The sequence below is a fragment of the Thermoactinomyces sp. CICC 10521 genome, from assembly GCF_016055135.1.
Taxonomy (GTDB): Bacteria; Bacillota; Bacilli; order Thermoactinomycetales; family Thermoactinomycetaceae; genus Thermoactinomyces_A; species Thermoactinomyces_A daqus.
Genome location: NZ_JAECVZ010000003.1, coordinates 21,298 through 44,135 on the forward strand (window position 1 = coordinate 21,298; position 22,838 = coordinate 44,135).

Genomic DNA, 22,838 nt, shown 5'->3' on the forward strand with positions numbered 1-22,838 from the left:
ACCTTGGCACAAAGCCAGGCCCTTTTTCTTTCATCTAGGTGATTTTCACTTTTCCGTATTTCCCGCCGCCGCCTTCTTCCAGCTCGAGCCTCTGCTCCCTGGCCAACCGGATCTGCCAGGCAATTTTCTCTCCGGCGACTGCGGCGATTTCCTCCATCCCGGCATGATGCAACACATTCATTTCCGTACCAAATACCGCCAACAATTTCTCCAGGGTTCGTTTGCCGAGTCCCGGGATAAATTCGAGAGGAACCTGATAAATATAAGGAGGGCGGTGATCAGGATGGACGCTTTCCTGGTCGGCGATTTCCATGATTCGGTCCCGTACGCCTCGTACCTTTTTCGCACTTCCGCATTCCGGGCACCGGTCTGCTTCCGGATAAGCCGGCCACAGTTCCTCACAATTGAGACAGCGGGTTCGGTAATATTTCCCCAGTCTCGGATCCAATCCGTAGTTGGCGCACACTTTTCGCCCTTCTCTTCTTGACAGCGCCAGCTTCAATTCGGCAAAACTCGGTTCCTTGATCAGAAATTCGTTATACTCCCGCCCGATTTTCGGCAATGAATGAGCGTCGGAATTGGTCACAAAAGTTAACGGGGAAAGTTCGGACAACTGATCGGCCAGGCTGGAATCCGAGCTGAGTCCGAGCTCCACTCCCGCGACAAGATCAGGATTGAGCAGCTTGCTCATGCGGTCGGTCGCGTTGCCGTACACGCTTTTGAACGGGGTAAAAACATGAGCGGGAACGATGATCCCGTCAAGTTCATACACCTTTTCCTGCAAAGCTTGGGCAGGCCTGTACAGTCGCTGGGTGCTCAACTGGACATTTTTCATGTAGTTGCGGCACCACTTCGTAAACTCACGCATGTGAGCTAGCGTCGGCAAGTAAGCGAGAATGTGTGCTGCACCCATGCCCGGATCTTTAACCTCAATCTCCGCCCCAAGGATACAGATCGTGTTATGGTACAAAATCCCTCCGTCAGGATGTTCCTTGTACAAACCGGAGGAAAGACCGGCTTCAATATCTTCCTGCACCGGCGGTGACTGGGCATCAATCACTCCGATCATGCGGATTCCTTTGCGGTGTTCCGCTTCCTTCACGATACTTTCAAATGTCAGATTTCGCGCCGCTGTGATTTTGACGGGAAGATTGCGGCTGGTCCGTCCGATGTGAATATGCAGATCAGCAAAAAAAGGTGTTAAACTCATTTTTCAGTCAGCACCCGATTTTGCCACAGATAAACGGCGGCCACCGTTTTGGCATCGCAAATCTCTCCTGATCTGATCCGTTCAAAACACTCCACCAGCGACAGCTCCATTCTCTCCACAAATTCGTCCTGATCCAGATTCACCCTGCCGGCAGCCAGATTTCTCGCCTCGTACAGGTGCAAATATTCATCGGCAAAACCCGGGGAAGTATAAAAAGAAACAACGTGTTTTACCTCGCCCGCTTTGTATCCCGTTTCTTCCTCCAATTCCCGCTTGGCACAATCCAGCGGATCCTCCCCCGGCTCCAGCTTTCCGGCCGGAATCTCCAAAATCGTCTTCTCCAGCGGTTTTCTGAACTGACGGACAAACACCATTTTGTTTTCATCCGTTACTGCCATTACCGCGACAGCCCCGGGATGTTTCACGATTTCGCGCTTGGAGGTATTGCCGTTTGGCAACCGTACCTCGTCCACTTGCAGACGGATGACCTTTCCCTCAAACACCGTCCGGCTCGAAATGGTCTTTTCTTCCAAATCCCGTTTCATCATAGTCACTCCTGTTCACATCCTCTTCATTATACATATCTTGCGGGCAGAATGCGTATCAGAAAGATAATCCTCAAAATGGAAGCGAGTGAAAAAACATGAAAAAAAGATGGGACGAACGTTCTGTCTGGATCAGCGGAAAAGCATGGCAAATCCGTCTTTATCTTCACCATCTGGCCCAAAGCAACCTCACCGTCAAACAATATATCCGAAAGCGATCAGCCGTTTTCCACTATAATAGAAACAGATAAAATTGACGAGCAGGGCACAGTTCTGACCATGCGGCTGCAAAAATCAGACAGAGAACAGGGAGATGATCCTTCTTGCTGGCAACTCTTCAGGCACTTTTGCAGGGAATTGAGAAGGAAGCTGAAATCATCCGTTACCGCCCCGTATCCGGCGGATGCATCAATCGGTCATTTTATGTACAAACCCGGACCCGTGCCTATTTTGTCAAGGTGAATGAACAAATGGATCACCGTTTTTTTCAAGCGGAAGCTCACGGATTGAAGTTGCTGAAAAAAACAAACACCATCGCCGTTCCTGACGTAATCGGCATCAGCCGGGAAGAAACGGGACAATCGCCGTTTCTCGTGTTGGAATGGATTGACGGGGAGGAGAGCTTCCGGACCGAGGAGGAGCTCGGGCGGGGGGTGGCCGGGCTGCACCGCCACAGGGGAACGCATTTCGGATTGGAAATGGACAATTATCTTGGCATGTTGCCGCAAAAAAACGGCTGGTCAGATGATTGGCCCGCTTTTTACCGTGACCGTCGCCTCGGAGTTCAATTGAAACTCGGACAGAAAAAAGGCGCCATCTCCCCTCTGCGCTCTCAAAAACTGGAGAGATTGATGGCCCGTCTCGATTCCTTCTTACCGGCTGATGTCACCCCATCCCTGATCCACGGAGATTTGTGGAGCGGCAACTGGATGGCTGGTCCCGGCGGACGTCCCTATTTGATCGACCCGGCTGTCCAGTATGCCCATTCCGAGATGGAGCTGGCATTTACCGAGCTGTTCGGCGGTTTTTCGCAGCGTTTTTACCGCGCATACACGGAGATGAATCCGCTTGATCCCGGATATGAAGAACGGAAGCCTTTATATCAGCTTTACTATCTGCTCGTGCACTTAAATATCTTTGGGGAAACCTATGGCCCGGCCGTGGACCGAATTTTGGATTATTATCTTTAAAAATCCCCAACGTGGTCTCAGGCCGGTTCGCGTTTCTTCACTCCCAATTTTGCTTAACTTTGATGCGGTTGTATATGACAAGACATGAATGATTTCTAACATTATAGTGAAAAAATTTCTGACTCACAAGACAGGAAATATTATTCAAGCTTATCCAAGGAGAGGATCAAACTTGCACACCTCCTTCCCGACTGACAGCAAAGAGCAATTGCTGAGGGAACTCAGCCTGATTCAAAAATGGGAAAAGGATCAAAAAGATTTATGGTTTTGGGAAAAACTCGGTCGTCTTCCCTTTGTGCTTTTGGACCGCATCACACCCAAAGCCGTTCAGGACTTCTTGGGAAAGGTGCTGGATGAGTTGGGAGGCTTTATCCAGACAGGCGGCAAATACTTAATTTCCGAAAAAGTGATCATCAACGATTTGGAAAAGCACGCAGGTCTCCCGTCCGGCGGGCTCACGCTCGATCAGGTGGCGTCACTTCCTCTCGGTACAATGAATAAAGCGGCAGAAAAACTGAAGGAATCCCGGAGCGAATGGGCCATGATCCAAGGAGCCACAACCGGAATCGGCGGCATTTTCACACTGGCGATCGACATCCCGGCTCTGCTCGGTCTCTCCTTGAAAGTGCTTCAGGAGATGGCTTTGGTTTATGGCTATAATCCCCTGGAAAAAAGGGAACGGATCTTTATCGTCAAGTGTCTCCAGTTCGCTTCAGCCGATTATGTGGGGAAACAGGCGGTCATTTCGTATTTAACCCGTTTTCAGGAGGGGGAAATCCAGCGGGAATCGATTTCGGAATTACAAGGATGGCGTGAAGTGGTCGCCACCTATGGCGAAAATTTCGGATGGAAGAAGCTGTTCCAAATGGTTCCCGTCATCGGAATCATCTTTGGCGCGTTTCTGAACCGTTCCACGGTAGAAGATGTTGCAGAGGCGGGAATGATGCTGTACCGCAAGCGTCGGATTCTGGAAAAACTTGAGAGTCTCAACGCTGAACGGCATCCGAACCGCTAGAGTAATAAAAAACGGGCCGCGATCCGCTGTTGCGGCGGATGGCCCGTTTTTTGATTTTGCATTTGAAACCGTTATCTGAGCAATCCAAATATCCAGCGATGCAGTGAAGGCCATTTAAATCTCCGCAACCAGAACCATACTTTCCTGAACCACCAAATCCGCCAAATCCACCGAATAATGGCCATTATACACCCCCGGCAAACAGGATTCGCTTCATCCTATTCCCATATGTGAAAGGTGGAAGTGCATTCTCCCCATTTCAGCCGATTTTAAACGAATGTTGACTCAAAACAAGCTCCTCCCCATCCGACCAGTTCCGGATTTGCCCTGTACAGTCAGCAAACATAAATGCTAGAATAGCTAACAACAAGCTGGAAAGGTGTGGGAGGCTTTAAACAAAATTGTCTTAAAATAACGAAATCACTCCTGCTGCTCCTTTTGTGAAAGTCCGCATATGATCCTGAACCCACCGGAGGTTATGAAATGAAGCGATTGAAAATGAAAGAACCTGTTAATACCTGGACCCATTTCGTCACATTCCTTGCAGCTATTGCCGGTTTGGTGTTTCTGATCAAACTCAGCTGGTTTCACCCCTCCGCACTCGTAACGATGACCGTCTACGGTGTGAGTGTCATTTTATTATATGGCGCCAGTTCCCTCTATCATTGGGTATCCACGACTCCGAAAAAAGAGCTTTTCCTGCGAAAGATGGATCACTGTGCGATTTATCTCTTAATTGCCGGATCCTATACCCCGGTCTTTTATTATGGCTTGGATGGCAATTGGAAATGGATCATGCTGTCCAGTGTCTGGAGCCTGGCGCTGATCGGGATCGTTTTAAAGGTGTTTTTTATCCACGTCCCCCGCTATATTTCCACGGCATTCTATGTGACACTGGGCTGGATTGCCTTGATTCCCTTCGTACAACTGATTCATAATTTGCCTGCGGGAGCGATTACCCTGATGGTCGCAGGCGGCGTTTTTTACACGATCGGCGCCATCATCTATGCGACCAAGTGTTTTAATTTTTTCCCGAACAAATTCGGTTTCCATGAGATTTTTCATCTGTTTATCATGGCGGGAACCGCTTTTCACTTTGCGATGATGGTTCTCTATATTCTGCCGATTGGCCTGGAAACCACGCATTGAACCTGTTTCACCGCGGATGGATGAATAGATGGCACGCTTTCAATGCACACTTAATCATGTCGTTTAAAACAGAGGAGCATCCTCTCGATGAGGACGCTCCTCCCAATTTGGCTCCTTATTTTGATGTCGTACTGTGTACGGGAACTTTTGCGCATTCACCGACCAGCTCGACAACCAGTTCTGCCGCTTTTTCCAATTCGGCGATCGGCATTCTCTCTTTGGTTGTATGGATATTTTCATACCCGATCCCCAGATTGACCGTTGGAATGCCATGGCCGGCAATCACGTTGGCATCGCTGCCTCCGCCGCTTGCAGCAATTTTGGGCGTGCGGCCCACTTTTTCCACGGCAGCTTTCGCTTTTTTCACGACAACGTCTTCTTCCGTAAATTTAAAACCGGGATACAGCACCTTGGTTTCCACTTCGGCACGTGCGCCAAATTGCTCCGCCGCCTCTTCAAACGCTTGTACCATATGTTTAACCTGTGCGCGCAGCTTCACTTCATTGCGGCTGCGTGCTTCGGCTACGATCTCCACCCGGTCCGGAACGACATTGCTGGCGATGCCGCCCTGAAATTTTCCTATGTTGGCTGTCGTCTCGGCATCAATGCGCCCCAGACGCATTTTTGAGATCGCCCGGCTCGCCACCTGAATGGCGCTGATCCCATTTTCGGGATCGACACCGGCATGAGCGGACTTTCCATGAATGGTGGCCAAAATTTTCACCTGCGATGGGGCTGAGGTGATAATCGTTCCAACCGGCCCGTCCGAATCAAAGGCAAAACCAAAATCGGCATCAACCAGCTTCATCTCCAAATGACGCGAGCCAATCAACCCCGATTCTTCTCCGGCCGTAATGATCAATTGAATCTGACCGTGAGGCAGTTTTTGTTCCTGCATCACACGCAAGCCTTCCAAAAGAGCGGCAAGTCCGGCTTTATCATCGCTTCCGAGAATGGTCGTGCCATCGGAAACGATGTAATCTCCCTGAATCGACGGTTTGATCCCCTTACCGGGAGCAACCGTATCCATATGGCATGTAAAATAGATCTTCGGCGCGCTTTGTATCGTCCTCGGCATCGTGGCAATTAAGTTTCCGGCTCCGTGTCCCGTCAGCTTGGCCGAGTCATCCTCGATCACCTGCAACCCCAGCGAGGTCAATTTTTCTTTGAGAAGATCACAGATCGCTCTCTCATCACCAGTTTCACTATCCGTTGTCACTAGCTCAATAAATTCATCGATTAGGCGTTGTTTGTTTATCAACGGGGTGCGCCTCCAATCGCTATTTAAATTTCTTCCTATTTTACCACGTTCAAGCCGTTTGTCATGGGAATAATCAAGGCGATAAACGGCCAAAATACCGGGTATCCGCCAAAAATACCTAGTTTTAACCAAATAAACCCAACATTGCTGAGAAATTGACGAAAATCAGCACGCCCTTGGAAGAAATCGAATGAAATTTTGTGTCCCTGGCGCGGATCAAATTTCCGAAATCTTCTTTTTTATACATTTTCCCCGATCACCATCGTTTTATTCACCGATGACCCTCATCCGTGAATCTCCGCCGCAACCATCCTCCGTCCCGTCTGCCGGCGAAGTGCCTTGGCCAAACAGGGCTTGCCCCTGACGGCCAGTTTGGCCTTGACCGAATGGTATGCCCTGCATACAATCGCGCCACCCGGCCCATCGTTTTCCAACGTGAACGATCCACGGAACCCCGGATAAAGAAAATCTCCTTATTCACTTTATCCCTCCATTATAACGGAATATTGCCGTGCTTTTTCGGCGGGCGTGTCTCCCGTTTGTTTCGCAGGATCTCCAAGGCGGTTTTCAATTTTTGTCTCGTTTCCCGCGGATCAATGACATCGTCAACCATTCCATGGGCTGCTGCGATATACGGGTTGGAAAACTTCTCTTTGTATTCTTCGATTCTGCGTTTTCTCGTTTCCTCCGGATGCTCGCTCTCCTCAATCTCCCTGCTGAAAATGATATTGGCCGCGCCTTCCGCCCCCATGACGGCAATTTCCGCACTGGGCCACGCGTAGACAAGATCTGCGCCGATCGCTTTGCTGTTGAGCGCCACATACGCCCCGCCGAATGCTTTGCGCAAAATGATCGTAATTTTCGGCACGGTCGCTTCCGAATAAGCGTACAGGATTTTGGCGCCATGGCGGATGATCCCGTGATGTTCCTGGTTGACTCCCGGGAAAAAGCCGGTGACATCCACGAAAGTAATGATGGGAATGTTGAAACTGTCACAGAAGCGAATAAAGCGGCTCAATTTATCCGATGCATCAATATCCAGGCTTCCTGCCATCACTTTCGGCTGATTGGCGGCAATTCCCACCGTCCGTCCGCCGATTCTGGCAAATCCGACGACGATATTGCGGGCAAAATCGGGATGAACTTCCATGAAATCCCCTTGATCGACAATCAGTTGGATCACTTGTTTTACATCGTAGACCCGGCTGCCGTCAACGGGAACGGCCCCGGCCAGCTCTTCGATCCAGCCATCATCCTCTTTTTCATAGACTCGCGGCGGGTCTTCCATATTGTTTTGCGGCAAATAACTCATTAAACGGCGGACTTGTTCCAGCACCTCCGGTTCGGTGGCAGCCGTGAAATGGACGTTGCCGCTCAGGCTGGCATGGACTTCGGCTCCCCCCAGCTCTTCTGCGGAAATTTTCTCCTTGGTCACCGCTTCGATCACTTTTGGGCCGGTGATGAACATCTGGCTTGTATTTTGCACCATAAAGACAAAATCGGTAATCGCCGGAGAATAAACCGCTCCCCCGGCACACGGACCCATGATGACGGAAATCTGCGGAATCACCCCGGAGTAGATCGAATTCCGGTAAAAAATGTGGCCGTATCCGTCCAGAGAGACAACCCCCTCCTGAATGCGCGCTCCCCCCGAGTCATTGAGTCCGATGACCGGAGCTCCGTTTTTTGCGGCCAAATCCATCAGGCGGGCGATCTTTAAAGCATGCATCTCTCCCAGCGCACCGCCAAACACGGTAAAATCTTGGGCAAACACATACACATCCCGTCCGTGGATCTTTCCGTAACCGGTCACCACGCCTTCCCCCGGCGCTTCTGTTTGATCCATGCCAAAATGGGTGGCGCGATGCTCGATAAACGGATTGAGTTCCACAAAAGAGCCTTCATCCACCAACAGGTCAATGCGTTCCCTTGCGGTCAGCTTTCCGCGTTTGTGCTGGGAGCGGATCCGCAATTCCCCGCCGCCCTGCTCAACTTTGGCCCGTTTTTGATTCAGTTCCTCAATCTTTTGATACATATCCATCTCTCTGTCGCTCCCCATCAAGTTTTATCCTGGATATCCTTTCCACAAGATTGGCAAAAGCGTTCAATCTTCAACCGAATGATTCGGTTCGCACAGTTCCACCAGAACGCCGCCCGCCTGTTTGGGATGTAAGAAGGCGATATTCATCTGATGCGCGCCGGGCTTGGGCCTTTCATTGATGAGGCGAACCCCTTTTTCGCGCAGGGCTTTGAGGCGCTCCTCCAATTCCTCCACCTCGAGGGCAATATGGTGAATTCCTTCTCCAAACCTGGCAATATATTTGGCGATGGCACTGTTTTCCGAAAGCGGTTCCAGCAATTCAATCCGGCTCTCCCCCACTTTAAAAAAGGCCACCCGTACCTGCTCGCTCTCGACGGTTTCGATCCCCTCCAGCGGCAATTCCAGCACATCTTGATACCAGGAACAGGAAGTGTCGAGATTTTTCACGGCGATGCCGATGTGGCTGATCTTTTTAGCCATTTTTCATCCCCTCCCTGTCCAAAACGGCTTGGCGAATAAAATCCGCTGTCTCCTTGGTCGTAGTTCCGGAGGTGAAAATCTCCGCGATTCCCTGCTCTTTTAAAAAAGGGATGTCGGCTTGCGGAATCACACCGCCGCCCACAACAATGATATCCTCCGCTCCCTGTTCCCTGAGCAGGCGCACCACCTCCGGAAACAGCTCATTATGGGCTCCGGACAGGCAGGATAATCCGATCACATCCACATCCTCCTGAATGGCTGTAGCCACAATTTGTGCCGGAGACTGCCGCAAACCGGTATAAATCACTTCCATCCCTTCATCGCGCAGTGCTTGGGCAATGATTAACGCTCCGCGATCATGCCCGTCGAGCCCCGGCTTTGCCACCAAGACGCGAATTGGTCTGTTCATTTTGCTTCCTCCCTCTATACCGATTGATATTCGCCGAAAACACCACGGAGTGTATGGCAAATTTCACCAACCGTCGCATACGCTTTTACCGCTTCCAGAATTCGTGGCATCAAGTTTTCCGATGTCTGTGCCGCCTGTTTCAGCCGGTCCAGACATGCTTTCACCTTCCCGGCGTCCCGCTGTGAACGAACGCGTTTCAATTTTTCAATCTGCTGTGTGGCGATTTGCGGATCTACCCGCATCAGTCCGGGCTGTTCCTCCTGCTCCAGCCGGAAACGATTGACGCCGACCACCACTTCTTCACCGGATTCAATCTTCCGCTGGGTATCAAGGGCGGTACGCCGGATCTCCCCTTGCATGAACCCTTGTTCAATCGCTTGGACAGCCCCGCCCATCGCATCGATCTTTTCAATATATTCAAGTGCCGCCTGTTCAATCTGATCTGTGAGCGCCTCAATGAAATACGATCCTCCCAACGGATCAACCGTGTCGGCGACTCCGCTTTCGTAAGCGATGATCTGTTGCGTCCTCAGGGCGATACGGGCTGATTCCTCCGTGGGCAAAGCCAGCGCCTCATCGCGCGAGTTCGTATGCAGGCTTTGCGTTCCCCCCAGCACCGCGGCCAATGCCTGCAGCGTAACCCGGACAATATTGTTATCCGGCTGTTGCGCGGTGAGGGTGGAACCCCCAGTCTGCGTGTGAAAACGCAACTGTAACGAGCGCTCGTTCGAGGCATGGAAACGCTCCCGCATGATTTTCGCCCATAACCGCCTCGCTGCCCGGAATTTGGCGATCTCCTCAAAAAAGTGATTGTGCGCGTTGAAGAAAAAAGATAAACGCGGAGCGAATTGATCTACTTCGAGGCCGGCCTTCAGCGCCGCTTCGACATAGGCGATCCCGTTTGCCAGCGTAAACGCGACTTCCTGAACCGCGGTGGAACCAGCTTCCCGAATGTGATAACCGCTGATGCTGATCGTATTCCATTTGGGCACTTCTTTCGCACAATACGCAAAAATATCCGTGATCAGCCGCATCGACGGTTTGGGTGGAAAAATATAAGTGCCGCGCGCCACATATTCCTTCAAAATATCGTTTTGAATCGTCCCGCGCAGCTGGTGTGGCTTCACTCCTTGTTTTTCTCCGACGGCAATGTACATTGCCAGCAAAATGGCGGCCGGCGCATTAATCGTCATCGATGTGCTCACTTTATCCAGGGGAATTCCGGCAAACAAGGCTTCCATGTCCTGCAAACTGTCAATCGCCACTCCGACCTTGCCCACTTCGCCCGTTGCCATCGGATCATCGGAGTCATAACCGATCTGCGTGGGTAAATCAAATGCGACGCTCAGCCCGGTTTGCCCCTGCTTCAACAGATAGTGAAAGCGCTGGTTTGTCTCCTCCGCAGTTCCGAAACCGGCATATTGACGCATGGTCCACAAGTGGCTTCGGTACATCGTCGGCCGAATTCCTCTGGTGTACGGAAATTCTCCCGGCAGTTCCTCATCTTCCCGTGCCCTGTCCTCTTTGGTATATAAACGCTTCACTTCGATGCCGGAAAGCGTAGTAAACGGGTTTTTGCGTTCAGGAGATTTGGCCAATAAAGTCTCCGTTTTCTCTTCCCACTTTTGGATCCGTTCGTTCCATCTCTCTTTCTCCACTCGGACAATCTCCTCTCCATCTGAAATAAAACGCTTTCACTTCTTAATATAACAAATATTTATCCTGTTTGGATTCTTAATTATTGGCCGATAGATAGACATCATCAGAACAGTCGATTAAAATAAATGATTGAGGCCGTCTATTTTCATGTTTTTTTCACTGGAAGTTGATTTATACTGATTAGTGAAAACGCTGTAGCAAAGCGCGGATGAAAGAGGAAAGCGGGTGTGAAACGTGCAATACTTTATGGTTCCATTACTGGTCTTGATCAGCATTTTCGCGATTCGCGGCACCTATTACAACAAAAAGACCGGCAACAAGCCGGGTTTCATCATCGGCGGAATCTTCACATTGGGTCTCGTCGGTGTCACTGTACTCGCTTTGTATGATTTCTTTGTCGGTCTGCAATAAGAGTGAGGAGACTCCACCAGGCACGGAGTCTCCTTATTTTTTTAACGCATCGGATCATAGCGAAGGGATCGCTGTGCGTTCCCGGCTTCACCAGTTTGTCACAGCGATTTAAACTGTTCCACCTGAGACCGGATTGCCTTTTCCGTAGGCAGTCTCTCTATGCTGGATGCTCCGAAGAATCCGGCCACCCCTTTGGTGGATGCGAGGATTTTTTGCACATCGGCCGGTTCGGCAATCGGTCCGCCATGGCACAAGACGATGATGTCCGGATTCACCTCTTTTGCCGCATCATGTATGGCTTGAATCCGTTCAGCTGATTCTTCCAGCGTGAGCGCTGTCTCCGCGCCGATTGATCCTTTGGTGGTCAGACCCATATGGGCAACCAGCACATCCGCTCCTGCTTCTGCCATCGCAATCGCTTCCCGTTGGTTAAATACATAGGGACAGGTAAGCAGATCCAATTCATGGGCGATTCGGATCATTTCCACTTCCAGGTTGAACCCCATTCCCGTTTCTTCGAGATTTTGGCGAAACACCCCGTCGATCAGGCCGACAGTGGGGAAATTTTGTACTCCGTCAAAGCCCATCTCTTTCAATTGTTTGAGAAACACGGGCATCTGACGGAAGGGATCTGTTCCGCACACTCCGGCCAAGACAGGAGTGTTTTTGACAATCGGCAATACCTCCGCTGCCATTTCCACCACAATCCCGTTCGCGTCTCCATAAGGCATCAGCCCGGCAAGTGAACCGCGGCCGGCCATGCGGTACCGACCCGAATTATAAATAATGATGAGATCTGCGCCACCCTGTTCGGCGAATTTGGCGGAAATGCCTGTCCCCGCACCGCAGCCGATAATCACCGATCCGTCTTCGATCGTCTGTTTCAAGCGCTTCAGTGCATCATCACGAGTGATAAAAGGCATAAAAAAACCCCCTCTTATTTTTCTTCATTTTGCAGAAATTCAAGCAGTTTATCCGTCACGGCCCGGGCGAATAAGGGATCGTTAATATTGCAGTCAAGTTCGATAATCGGGATTTCGCTCTTTGTATTCTTCTTGATCGCATCAAACAGAGCCTGATCAGCTTCCGGCCACCAAAAGTCTCTATCCGGGGCATCCAATTCGGATATGCCCTGAAGCGGAAGGAAAATGGCGACAGGCCCTTTGGACTGGTTTGCCTTCTCGGCCAGAATCCGGCCCAGTTCTTCATTCTCTTCCGGAGTGGTTCTCATCAGCGTGACATTCTCATTCCAGGCATAGAGTAACCGGTTTTTATACTTGTCGGGTACGGTGGACATCCCCCAAAAATTGACCATATCCAGACATCCCGGGGCAATCACCTGCGGCAATCCCCATTTCGCGGCTGCACTCATGCGATTGGGACCGGCTGACAAAACACCACCCGCCAGTTCATCGGCCAGCTCGGTTGGCGTTACTTCAAGCACCCCGGAAATATAGCCTCTTTCAATCAAGGATTCCATCGTTTTGCCCCCGGTGCCAGTGGCATGAAACACCAACACTTCATAATCTTTTTCATCCAAATATTTTTTGCATTGATTGACCAAGGTTGTCGTATTGCCAAACATGGAAGCCGTAATCAACGGTTTTGATTCTATAGGCGGGACTTGAGCTTCCAACATGCCGACAATGGCGCCGACAGCATTGGCGTAAATGCGCGCACTGATGCGATTCACACCCGATACATCCAAGATGGAAGGAATCATGACGATATCACTGATCCCCACATAAGGCTGGGTATCCCCTGACGCCACCGTACTCACCATGACTTTGGGAACTCCGATCGGCAATGCCCGCAGTCCAGACGTTCCGATCATCGTTCCATTGGAACCTCCCATGGAAAAACCGGCATCAACCAGTCCTTCCTGATAAAGCTCCTGCATCACGATGGCAATCCCTTTCGTCATAATCGTCATCGCGAGCGATTTATCGGCGATTCGGCGAAGCTCGCTCAAAGCGACACCGCCTGCTTTGGCCACTCTTTCCGCCGAAATGTCAGGTTCAAATAAAGGATCCCCAAGCACTCCGGTATTGACCATCAGCGCCCGGTGTCCCTTTTTTTCAATTTCCGCCTTGATAAAAGCATAGTCATCTCCCTTGGTATCAAACGCACCGATGACTGCAATCGTTTTACTCACACTCACTTTGCCCCTCCTCACATTTTTAAATTGATAAAAAAAGATTTATCTACTATATTTGCTTCCATTTCTACTAAATCATTTCCTTCTAAACAATTAAAAAATTGTTTTCGCGACAATCCGGCACCGGGGCATAATTGCCTCCGCTCATCCGTAGGTATATAGAAGCATATTCTTTCTCAGGAAAACATTCATATCCTTTTCGATACCATCCGACCCACCATGCACAATTTCGGGTCATGTTTGGCAAAAGAGGTGTCTTCGATGCGAGTAAAAGCCGATGTTCATATCAGTCCCGAAGAGGTAACCAGAATCATTGAAACCCGATACGGACTCAAAGTCCATTCGTTAACCAAAGTGCGTGCCGTGTACAAAGCCAAAACGTCCCATGGCGTCTACGGTTTTAAAAATGCCGAGGAATTGCCCGACCTCCCCTTTATTATTTCTTGTTTAAATTGCATCAGGAAAAATGGCTTTCGGCGCATGCCCAGCTTTCTTCCTTCCCTCGAAGGTGATTGGCTCGTCGATGATCACGGCGAAACTTATTTCATGGAGGAGTGGCACGATTTAACCGAAGTCCCCCCAGACAGTTATCCGTATTGGAAAAAAATCGCAGGCACACTGGCTGAATTTCATGAAGCATCGCGGGGAATCCCCCACGGTGACCACAACGAACGGGAATATCTAGGAAGAAGACATCAATACCTGCGAAAGATGCTCGAAAAATTGCGAAACTGGCGCCAGTCATGCCGCGATCACCGGCAGGCGGCCCTGCTCGATTTTGCTTTAACCCGCGCGAAACTGGCATACCATCTCATCCAAGATGTTCCGGAAAGGGTGATGCCGGAGCATGCCGTCTGGTGTCACGGCGGTCTGCAGCACCGCAACATCATGATCGACCGCAAGCGGCAGATCTGGCTGATTGATTTTGAAACGCTCACCTACATGGAACGGGTGGCTGACCTGGCCCAATTTGTCCAATACCACGGATATGCCTACAACTGGCCCCCTTCCGCCATTTGGCGTTTTCTTTCCGCCTATGAAAAAAGAGCTTCCAAACCGCTCGATCCTGATGAATGGAAAATGTTTTTTTCCTATCTCCTCTTCCCCAAACGCTTGGGCAGCAGGTTCCAGCGTTACTATGGAAAGCGCTCCCCGGATCAGAAGGACTGGGAAAAATGCACAAACACGGTCACCAAAGAGTTCCTCAAGGAAACATTTCTCCAGCAGATCCGGCCGATGCTGGAAAGAAGGGGATTTTGAAAGCGAACCACCTTTGCCTCTCTGCAGGGGATGAGCATAATAATGGAAAACAGCACCAGTGAGAAACGGAGCCGAAGGAAGACTGAGCCAACCCCCGCTCAAGATCCCTGATCCGGAAAAGGCGAGGTAAAAGGTGGCCCCGCTCTCCTGCCAGCCATTCCATAAAACAAGTGGAGGGGATCATGAGAGATCCACTCCACTCTTTTTTGATTAAACCGGCTGCCCCGCCTTCCATCCGAAGACTTCCTCCGTGCTTTTCACGATTTGCTCCATCACTTCTTCCATATCCACTTCTCTGCCTAACAGCTCTTTCATCGAAGTAACCCCGTATTCCTGGATTCCGCACGGAACGATCAGATTAAAATAGCGCAAATCGGTGTTCACATTCAGGGCAAAGCCGTGATTGGTGATATATCCCCGTTTTTGCCGTCCACGGTTAAACTTCACCCCGATCGCGGCAATTTTTACGTCTCCCACCCAGACACCTGTGTAGGGGGCTTTTCGTCCGCCCTGAATATCAAAGTGTTTCAGCGCACGAATGATAACCTCTTCCAAATCCCGCAAATAACCGTGGGAGTCGTTGCCGCGCTCTCCCAAGTGAAAAATGGGATAGCCGACCAATTGGCCGGGACCATGATAGGTTACGTCACCGCCGCGGTCAATCTCCACAACCTGAATCCCCTGTGCTTCATAATATTCTTTTGAAAAGAGCAGATTTTCCTGGTGAAAACCGCGTCCCAACGTAAATGTATGGGGATGCTCAAGCAACAAGAGCTGATTCTCCGCCTGCCCTTGATCGATTTTCCGAACCCATTCCTTTTGTTTGTCCCAGGTTTCCATATAAGGAACCAGACCGAGACGCTGTACTTGAAACATAGACATCCACCTTTCCAAGCGGAAAAGGCACCGCGTCGGGTGCCTCCATATGATTGTTGCAATCTTCTTCTATTCTACCAGAGCAGCGGCGTATTAAATTTCTGAATTGGGCCCGTAAGCTTCCAGACGCTCTTTGACCCGTTTCAGGAAGCGGCCGGCCATCAACCCGTCGAGAATACGATGGTCCAGCGACAGGCAGATATTCATCATATCACGAACGGCAATCATTTGATTGGTGACAACCGGTCGTTTGACAATGGATTCAAAGGAAAGGATCGCCGCTTGCGGGTGATTGATGATCGGTGCGGATAATACCGAGCCGAATGAACCGGTGTTGTTTACGGTAAACGTTCCACCCTGCATATCTTTCAAATCCAGTTTACCCGCACGCGTTTTTTCCGCGAGCTGGCTGACGGCCCGTGCCAAGCCGAGGATGCTTTTCTCATCGGCATCATGAATGACGGGTACATACAAGGCATCATCAGTGGCCACGGCGATGGAGATATTGATCCGCTTCTTCAAGATAATTTTATCTCCGCCCCAAACTGAGTTGAGATAAGGGAATTCCTTGAGCGAATCAACCACCGCCTTGATGAAGAACGGCATAAAGGTAAGGTTGACCCCTTCCCGTTTTTTGAAATCCTCTTTGAGGCGGTTACGCAATTCCACCAGGCCGGTTACGTCCACTTCCATCATCGTCCAGGCGTGCGGCGCTTCGTGTTTGCTCTGCACCATCCGCTGGGCGATGGTCCGCCTTACTGCGGTCACGGGGATTTCGATATCTCCGTTTTCCAGCGGAACGCCGGCGGCTTCAGCAACAGGTGCCGGCTGTTTGGGTTGTGCAGGTTCCGGTTTTGTCTCTTCTCTTGGAGCAGCCGATTTTTCGGCAGCAACCGGTTGCTCGGCAGCGGCGGGAACTCCCTGTTCGATCGCGCGCAGAATGTCTTTGCGGGTAATCCGTCCGCCCCGTCCGGTTCCCGAGATCCGGGTCAGATCGATGTTATGTTCGTTCGCCAGCTTCAAGACGGCAGGAGAATAGCGCTGTTTCATCGATGTTTCTTCCTGAGCCGGCACTTCTGCTTTGGCCGATGCTTTTTCTTCTTTTGCCGCTTCCGCTTTTGGCTCTTCCTCAGCGGCGGCGGTACCGGCTTCCTGAATGCGGCAAATCAGATCCCCGACGGAAACCGTCGTTCCTTCCTCAACCACGAGCTCCACGATCGTCCCTTCAATCGTGGACGGAACTTCTGCATTTACCTTGTCCGTGGAAACTTCACAAATCGGTTCATATTTGGACACCGGATCTCCCGGTTTTTTTAGCCATTTTGCGATGGTACCCTCTGTCACACTTTCTCCGAGCTGCGGCATCAAAATATCGGTTGCCATAAGGAACCTCCTCGTCTCATTCTAAAATTCCGCCAGTTCGCGAATCGCATTGGCGATTTTTTCAGGATTGAGCATAAATTCCTTTTCCATCGTCGGGCTGTAAGGCATCGCCGGCACATCGGGACCGCACAGACGCTGAACGGGTGCATCCAGTTCAAAGAAAGCTTCCTGAGCAATCAGTGCCGCCACTTCCCCACCGACGCCGCCGGTCAGATTGTCTTCATGCACGATCAGCACTTTGCCCGTTTTGGCTGCTGCTTCAATAATCGCTTCTTTGTCCAAAGGCAAAATGGTGCGCAAGTCAAGGACGTGAACACTGATTCCCTCTTTTTCCAGCATTTCTGCTGCCTGGAGCGCGAAATGGAGCGTCAGTCCATAGGAGATGACCGTGACATCATCCCCTTCGCGCTTCACATCTGCCTTGCCGATCGGCAGCGTATAATCCTCGACGGGAACCTCGCCCTTAATCAGTCGGTAACAGCGCTTATGTTCAAAAAAGAGGACCGGGTCTTCATCGCGAATCGCTGCTTTAAGCAGACCTTTTACATCATAGGGAGTCGACGGCATGACGATTTTCAGGCCGGGAATTCCGTTGAACATTTTTTCCACACTTTGCGAATGGTACAAGGCCCCGTGCACGCCGCCTCCGTATGGTGCGCGAATGACCAGCGGACAGGTCCAATCACCATTGGAACGGTAACGTATTTTCGCCGCTTCGCTGACAATCTGGTTAACTGCCGGCATAATAAAATCGGCAAACTGAATCTCCGCCACCGGACGTTTTCCGTAAGCTGCGGCACCGATAGAGACGCCGACAATGGCCGATTCAGTCAGAGGAGTATCCAGAACCCGCTCCGGACCAAACTCTTCATAAAGGCCGGCAGTCGCCCTGAATACGCCGCCGCGAACACCTACATCCTCACCCAGCACAAACACGCGGGAATCCCGTTTCATTTCTTCCTGCAACGCCTGGGTTACCGCATCGATATACGAAATGACTGGCATCTTGAACTCTCTCCTCCCGTCTTAAGCATACACATGCTTGTAAGTATCTTTCGGATCAGGGTAAGCCGCTTTTTCGGCATATTCGGTCGCCTCGTCCACTTCTTTGGCAATCGACTTGGTGAGCTCTTGCTCACTTTCTTCGGTCAAAATTCCGTGTTCGGCCAAATAGTTTCTGAAAACGAGAATCGAGTCTTTCTTTTTCTCCTCTTCCACCTCTTCCCGCGTGCGATAACTGCGGTCATCATCATCGCTGGAGTGGGGAACAAGCCGGTAGGAAACCGCTTCGATCAGTGTCGGCCCTTCGCCTTTCCGTCCGCGCTCGACCGCTTCTTTTACCGCTTGGTATACAGCGAGCGGGTTGTTTCCGTCCACTTTGACTCCGGGGAACCCATAACCTTGGGCGCGCTTCCAGACTTCCCCGCCGGCAACTTGTTTGGCCAGAGGCACGGAAATCGCATATTTGTTGTTCTCCACCATAAAAATCACCGGAAGCTTGTGGACACCGGCGAAGTTGCATGCTTCATGCCAGTCACCCTGGTTGCTGGAACCTTCACCGCATGAGGTTAAGACCACGTGATCCGCTCCGTCCAGCCTTCCTGCATAGGCAATTCCGACCGCATGGAGAACTTGGGTCGTTACCGGACTGGAACCTGTCAAAATGCGATATCGTTTATCCCCGTAATGCCCGGGCATCTGGCGTCCGCCGCTGTTCGGGTCTCCCGCTTTGGCAAATGCGGACAGCATCTGATCTTTTGCTGTTTGGCCAAATACCAGTACCATTCCCAAATCGCGATAGTACGGGCACAGCCAGTCTTTGTTCCGGTCCAGGGCAAAGGCCGCTCCCACCTGAATCGCTTCCTGCCCCTGACAGGAGATCACAAAGGGGATTTTTCCCGCGCGGTTCAAAAGCCACATCCGTTCGTCTATTTTGCGCGCCAACAACATATAGCGGTACATTTCCAAGACCTGTTCATCCGTCAAACCCAGTTCCCGATGGTTTAACTCGCTCATCCGTTTTTCGCTCCTTTCAGTTAACCGTGAATTGGTTTGCCATCCACCGCCAAAGCGGCCTCTCCGTACACTTCCGACAAAGTCGGGTGTGCATGGATCGCATGAGAGATTTCCCAGGCAGTGGCATCCAACACTTTGGCCAGTCCCGCTTCGGAGATGAGTTCTGTCGCATGGGGACCGATAATATGAACTCCCAACAAATCATCCGTCTCCCGGTCGGAAATGATTTTGATAAATCCATCCACTTCGCCCTGGACGAGGGATTTGCCGATTGCGCGGAAGGGGAATTTCCCCACTTTCAACTCATATCCTTTTTCCTTCGCCTGCGCTTCCGTCAAGCCGATGCTGCCGACTTCCGGACGGCTGTAGGTACACCGCGGCACCTGAGTGGGATCAATCGGATGCACGTCCAGTCCGGCCATGTGTTCCACGGCCAAAATCCCTTCATGGGAAGCCACATGGGCCAACTGATAACCACCCACCACATCCCCGATGGCATAAATATGTTTTTCCGCCGTCTGCATGAATTCGTTAACGGCAATGACGCCTTTTTCCACCTGGATCGATGTATTGGCAAGGCCGATATCGTCGATATTCGCCTGTCTGCCCACGGATACCAGGACGCGTTCGGCAGAAAGAGAAATCGTTTCCGATCCTTGTTCTGCCTGCAAGGTTACCCGGCCGTCAGCGATATCCGCGGTTTCACCGAGCACTTTGACCCCTGTTAGAACTTTGACTTTTCTCTTTTTCAAAATGCGTGTCATCTCTTTGCTGACATCTTCATCTTCAAAGGGCAAAATCCGGTCGGCGTATTCGACAACGGTCACTTCCACGCCGAAATCGCTCAGCATCGAGGCCCATTCAATGCCGATGACACCCCCACCGATGATGAGAATCGATTGCGGAAGCTCTTCCATGGCCAAAGCATGGTCGGAATTCATGATCGCTTTTCCATCCACTTCGAGCCCGGGGAGCGAACGCGGCCGGGACCCGGTGGCAATCAGTACATATTGCGGCACAAGCATGTCCGGTTCGCTGCCGTCTTTTTTCTCCACGGAAATCGTCCCGGGCAGTGGCGAAAAGATCGACGGTCCCAAAATGCGCCCGGTTCCTTCATACACGTCCACTTTATTTTTCTTTAACAGACCCTGTACCCCTTTATGGAGCTGATCGATCACCTTTTGTTTCCGTTTCTGCACAAGCCCGAAGTCCAGTTCGACGCCGGCAACATGAATGCCGAACTCTTTGCTGTTGTTCATATTGTGGTACAATTCAGCGCTTCGCAAAAGAGTTTTGCTGGGTATGCATCCTTTATGTAAGCACACCCCGCCCACCTTTTCCTTTTCGACAACGGCCACTTTCATCCCCAATTGGGCAGCGCGAACTGCGGCGACATAACCGCCGGGCCCTGCTCCCAAGATCACCAGATCATAATTTTCCGCCATGGACCATCTCCGCTCCTTTTTCCACAAATGGGTAGATTTTGGCTTCTTCTTCTCCGCGTATAACTCGAAGCGCTCCTTCAACCAGTGCCTGCAATTCATTCTCACCAGGAACCACATAGACCGGCGCGATCCAATCAATCCGCTCTCTGATCAAATGGATAAAGTATTCGCTGTAGGCAAGTCCACCTGTCAAAATAATGCCATCCAGTTTTCCGTATAAGACGGTTGAACAGGAACCGATCTCTTTGGCAACCTGATAAGCCATTGCCTCATAAATGAGCTTTGCTTTCTCATCTCCCTCGGCGATCATTTTTTCAACCTCACGGGCGTCGGATGTACCCAGGTACCCCATCAATCCGCCGCGGCCCACGATCATCCGCATGATTTCACCGGAAAAATATTTGCCCGAAAAACTGAGCGCAACCAAGTCGCCCACCGGAATGGTTCCGGCCCGTTCCGGAGAAAAAGGTCCTTCTCCGTTCAATCCGTTATTCACATCAATCACACGACCGTGCCTGTGAGCGCCAACCGTAATCCCGCCTCCCATATGAACGACGATTACATTGACATCTTCGTAACGTTTGCCCATTTTTTTGGCGATCCGGCGAGCAACCGCTTTCTGATTCAGCGCATGGAAAATGCTTTTGCGCTCAATTTGCGGAATGCCGGAGATCCGGGCGATCGGTTCCATCTCGTCGACGACAACCGGATCGACGATAAAGGCGGGTATGCCCAACCGACCCGCGATTTCCTCGGCGATGATCGCACCGAGATTGGAGGCATGAACTCCATATTCCCCGGATCGAAGATCATCAATCATCGCTTGATTAACACGATAAGTCCCCCCTGGAATGGGTCGCAATAACCCACCCCGGGCGACAACGGCATCCAGACGGTTGAGGTTCATGCCTTCCCGATCAAGCGTATCCAAAATCACTTGCTTGCGAAAAGGGTATTGGTCAAATAACTCCTTAAATCCTGCTATTTGTTTCGGGTCATGTCTGAGCGTCTCTACGAGAATCGGTTTCTCGTCAACGAAAACACCGATTTTGGTTGATGTCGATCCCGGGTTGATTGCAAGAACCCGTTTCGGTTCCACCTTAAACACTCCGTTTCTGTTTACACCATTTTCTGTGAAAGTGTGTTGGTCGGGGGTGGCACCTCGCAACCTCCATGGCCGTAAGGCACCATCCCCTCTCAGTTTTGCTCAGGCTTTCACTCCGGATTAACGTCCGTTCAAGTTGAGGATGCTGTACTCGTTTTGCAAAAAGGTACTGCGTGTTTTGCGCATGGTTTCGATGCGCTCTTCCGCCATGCGGTCTGCCGCCTGATAGCTCGGAATTCCATCCCGGCGGGCAATCTCAAACACCTTCAGAATGTTGTCATAAATCGTTTCCACTTTTTTCATGGCCCGGTCACGATTGTACCCCAGAAGTTCATCGGCCACGTTGATGACACCGCCGGCATTGATCACATAATCCGGTGCATAGACAATGCCTTTTTGCTCCAGCATGTCGCCATGGCGCTCTTCCTTCAACTGGTTATTCGCCGAACCGGCCACCACTTTGCATTTCAGGCGTTCAATCGTTTCATCGTTGATGATCGCACCGAGCGCGCACGGGGCAAAGATATCGCATTCCACGTCGTAGATTTTGTCCGGGCTAACCGCTTCAGCGCCGAACTCCTGAACGGCACGGTCGACGTTCGCCTTGTTGATATCGGTTACAATTAATTTTGCACCTTCTTCGTGCAGATGTTTGCACAAGCTGTAAGCAACGTGGCCCACACCCTGAACAGCCACCACTTTGCCTTTGAGCGAATCGTCTCCGAAAGCCTCTTTTGAAGCCGCTTTCATTCCGCGATATACCCCATATGCCGTTACCGGAGACGGATTTCCGCTCGAGCCGAACGCAGGCGAAATACCTGTAACAAACCGGGTTTCCATCCGGATGGTATCCATATCCTCAACCGTCGTCCCCACATCTTCCGCCGTGATGTAACGTCCGTTCAGCCCTTGAATGTAACGTCCCAGGGCGCGGAACAACGCTTCGCTTTTATCTTTTTTCGGATCACCGATCACCACGGTTTTCCCGCCGCCGAGGTTGAGCCCGGCAGCCGCGTTTTTATAGGTCATTCCACGGGCAAGGCGCAGGGCGTCTTCAATCGCATCATCCTCAGAGTCGTAGGTCCACATCCGGGTCCCGCCCAGCGCAGGACCCAGAGTCGTGTCGTGGATGCAGATGATGGCTTTCAGTCCGGAAGCTTCATCATGACATAAAACGAGTTGTTCATAATCGTATTTGCCCATGTACTCAAAAATTTTCATCGAG

General features: G+C 51.1%; 23 protein-coding genes. 6 read left to right on the forward strand and 17 right to left on the reverse strand.

What is annotated here, in order from left to right; genetic code table 11:
• Positions 1–34 precede the first annotated feature (34 nt).
• Both I8U17_RS03335 and I8U17_RS03340 read right to left on the reverse strand, forming a co-directional pair.
• A complete protein-coding gene (locus tag I8U17_RS03335; protein WP_033101843.1) occupies positions 35–1,210 on the reverse strand; it encodes an endonuclease Q family protein in 1,176 nt (391 codons plus the stop codon).
• Positions 1,207–1,758 (reverse strand): NUDIX domain-containing protein, encoded by a 552-nt coding sequence (locus tag I8U17_RS03340; protein WP_198055131.1) that lies wholly within the window; start codon positions 1,756–1,758, stop codon positions 1,207–1,209. The genes I8U17_RS03335 and I8U17_RS03340 overlap by 4 nt, the downstream gene beginning before the upstream one ends.
• A 95-nt stretch (positions 1,759–1,853) precedes the next feature.
• On the opposite strand from I8U17_RS03340, the gene mciZ reads away from it, so the two are divergent.
• The 4 genes from mciZ (at position 1,854) to trhA (ending at position 5,109) form a co-directional block, all read left to right on the forward strand.
• A complete protein-coding gene (gene mciZ, locus I8U17_RS03345; RefSeq protein WP_081943959.1) occupies positions 1,854–2,006 on the forward strand; it encodes a Z-ring formation inhibitor MciZ in 153 nt (50 codons plus the stop codon).
• A 72-nt stretch (positions 2,007–2,078) separates the two neighbouring features.
• Complete coding sequence (locus tag I8U17_RS03350; protein WP_198054959.1) at positions 2,079–2,945, forward strand: fructosamine kinase family protein; 867 nt, start codon at positions 2,079–2,081, stop codon at positions 2,943–2,945.
• 172 nt (positions 2,946–3,117) lie between these two features.
• On the forward strand, positions 3,118–3,960 hold the full coding sequence (locus I8U17_RS03355; protein ID WP_232330875.1) for an EcsC family protein: 843 nt from the start codon (positions 3,118–3,120) through the stop codon (positions 3,958–3,960).
• A gap of 483 nt (positions 3,961–4,443) precedes the next feature.
• Entirely contained in the window at positions 4,444–5,109 is a 666-nt protein-coding gene (trhA, locus tag I8U17_RS03360) for a PAQR family membrane homeostasis protein TrhA (protein WP_033101846.1), read from the forward strand.
• 115 nt (positions 5,110–5,224) lie between these two features.
• Here trhA and I8U17_RS03365 read toward each other — a convergent pair whose 3' ends face one another.
• The 6 genes from I8U17_RS03365 to I8U17_RS03385 form a co-directional block, all read right to left on the reverse strand.
• The gene (locus I8U17_RS03365; protein ID WP_198059033.1) at positions 5,225–6,370 is read right to left on the reverse strand and encodes a M20/M25/M40 family metallo-hydrolase; all 1,146 of its coding nucleotides are present in this window, start codon (positions 6,368–6,370) and stop codon (positions 5,225–5,227) included.
• 267 nt (positions 6,371–6,637) lie between these two features.
• Positions 6,638–6,772, reverse strand: a complete 135-nt coding sequence (locus I8U17_RS18550) for a hypothetical protein (RefSeq protein WP_255518240.1) — start codon at positions 6,770–6,772, stop codon at positions 6,638–6,640.
• Positions 6,773–6,863: 91 nt separating this feature from the next.
• Positions 6,864–8,405: an acyl-CoA carboxylase subunit beta gene (locus I8U17_RS03370; protein WP_152568604.1), complete on the reverse strand. Its 1,542-nt coding sequence runs from the start codon at positions 8,403–8,405 to the stop codon at positions 6,864–6,866.
• A gap of 69 nt (positions 8,406–8,474) precedes the next feature.
• Positions 8,475–8,891: a methylmalonyl-CoA epimerase gene (mce, locus tag I8U17_RS18730; RefSeq protein ID WP_198054962.1), complete on the reverse strand. Its 417-nt coding sequence runs from the start codon at positions 8,889–8,891 to the stop codon at positions 8,475–8,477.
• Positions 8,884–9,300: a cobalamin B12-binding domain-containing protein gene (locus I8U17_RS18735; protein WP_052154364.1), complete on the reverse strand. Its 417-nt coding sequence runs from the start codon at positions 9,298–9,300 to the stop codon at positions 8,884–8,886. The genes mce and I8U17_RS18735 overlap by 8 nt, the downstream gene beginning before the upstream one ends.
• A gap of 14 nt (positions 9,301–9,314) precedes the next feature.
• Positions 9,315–10,958 carry an acyl-CoA mutase large subunit family protein gene (locus I8U17_RS03385; protein ID WP_198059034.1) on the reverse strand — a complete coding sequence of 548 codons (1,644 nt, stop codon included), beginning with the start codon at positions 10,956–10,958 and terminating at the stop codon, positions 9,315–9,317.
• A 235-nt stretch (positions 10,959–11,193) separates the two neighbouring features.
• Here I8U17_RS03385 and I8U17_RS03390 point away from each other — a divergent pair, with 235 nt between their 5' ends.
• Positions 11,194–11,370: a hypothetical protein gene (locus I8U17_RS03390; RefSeq protein ID WP_160173891.1), complete on the forward strand. Its 177-nt coding sequence runs from the start codon at positions 11,194–11,196 to the stop codon at positions 11,368–11,370.
• Positions 11,371–11,468: 98 nt separating this feature from the next.
• Here I8U17_RS03390 and I8U17_RS03395 read toward each other — a convergent pair whose 3' ends face one another.
• Positions 11,469–12,293 carry a phosphoenolpyruvate hydrolase family protein gene (locus I8U17_RS03395; RefSeq protein WP_033101851.1) on the reverse strand — a complete coding sequence of 275 codons (825 nt, stop codon included), beginning with the start codon at positions 12,291–12,293 and terminating at the stop codon, positions 11,469–11,471.
• A gap of 14 nt (positions 12,294–12,307) precedes the next feature.
• The gene (locus tag I8U17_RS03400) at positions 12,308–13,531 is read right to left on the reverse strand and encodes a Tm-1-like ATP-binding domain-containing protein (RefSeq protein WP_370589207.1); all 1,224 of its coding nucleotides are present in this window, start codon (positions 13,529–13,531) and stop codon (positions 12,308–12,310) included.
• Positions 13,532–13,789: 258 nt separating this feature from the next.
• Between I8U17_RS03400 and I8U17_RS03405 the strand changes: the two genes are divergently transcribed.
• Positions 13,790–14,788, forward strand: coding sequence for a phosphotransferase (locus tag I8U17_RS03405; protein WP_198059035.1), 999 nt, complete (start codon positions 13,790–13,792; stop codon positions 14,786–14,788).
• A 210-nt stretch (positions 14,789–14,998) separates the two neighbouring features.
• On the opposite strand, the gene lipB is transcribed toward I8U17_RS03405, so the two are convergent.
• The 7 genes from lipB to I8U17_RS03440 form a co-directional block, all read right to left on the reverse strand.
• Positions 14,999–15,664, reverse strand: a complete 666-nt coding sequence (lipB, locus tag I8U17_RS03410; RefSeq protein WP_232330876.1) for a lipoyl(octanoyl) transferase LipB — start codon at positions 15,662–15,664, stop codon at positions 14,999–15,001.
• A gap of 93 nt (positions 15,665–15,757) precedes the next feature.
• Complete coding sequence (locus tag I8U17_RS03415; protein ID WP_033101910.1) at positions 15,758–17,047, reverse strand: dihydrolipoamide acetyltransferase family protein; 1,290 nt, start codon at positions 17,045–17,047, stop codon at positions 15,758–15,760.
• Positions 17,048–17,068: 21 nt separating this feature from the next.
• Entirely contained in the window at positions 17,069–18,052 is a 984-nt protein-coding gene (locus tag I8U17_RS03420) for an alpha-ketoacid dehydrogenase subunit beta (protein WP_198059036.1), read from the reverse strand.
• Between the two features lie 21 nt (positions 18,053–18,073).
• The gene (locus I8U17_RS03425) at positions 18,074–19,063 is read right to left on the reverse strand and encodes a thiamine pyrophosphate-dependent dehydrogenase E1 component subunit alpha (protein WP_033101912.1); all 990 of its coding nucleotides are present in this window, start codon (positions 19,061–19,063) and stop codon (positions 18,074–18,076) included.
• Positions 19,064–19,083: 20 nt separating this feature from the next.
• Positions 19,084–20,508, reverse strand: a complete 1,425-nt coding sequence (lpdA, locus tag I8U17_RS03430; RefSeq protein WP_198054966.1) for a dihydrolipoyl dehydrogenase — start codon at positions 20,506–20,508, stop codon at positions 19,084–19,086.
• Positions 20,492–21,607, reverse strand: a complete 1,116-nt coding sequence (buk, locus tag I8U17_RS03435) for a butyrate kinase (protein ID WP_152568601.1) — start codon at positions 21,605–21,607, stop codon at positions 20,492–20,494. Before buk ends, lpdA begins: the two co-directional genes overlap by 17 nt.
• A gap of 126 nt (positions 21,608–21,733) precedes the next feature.
• Positions 21,734–22,834 (reverse strand): Leu/Phe/Val dehydrogenase, encoded by a 1,101-nt coding sequence (locus tag I8U17_RS03440; protein ID WP_033101914.1) that lies wholly within the window; start codon positions 22,832–22,834, stop codon positions 21,734–21,736.
• Positions 22,835–22,838: the final 4 nt, after the last annotated feature.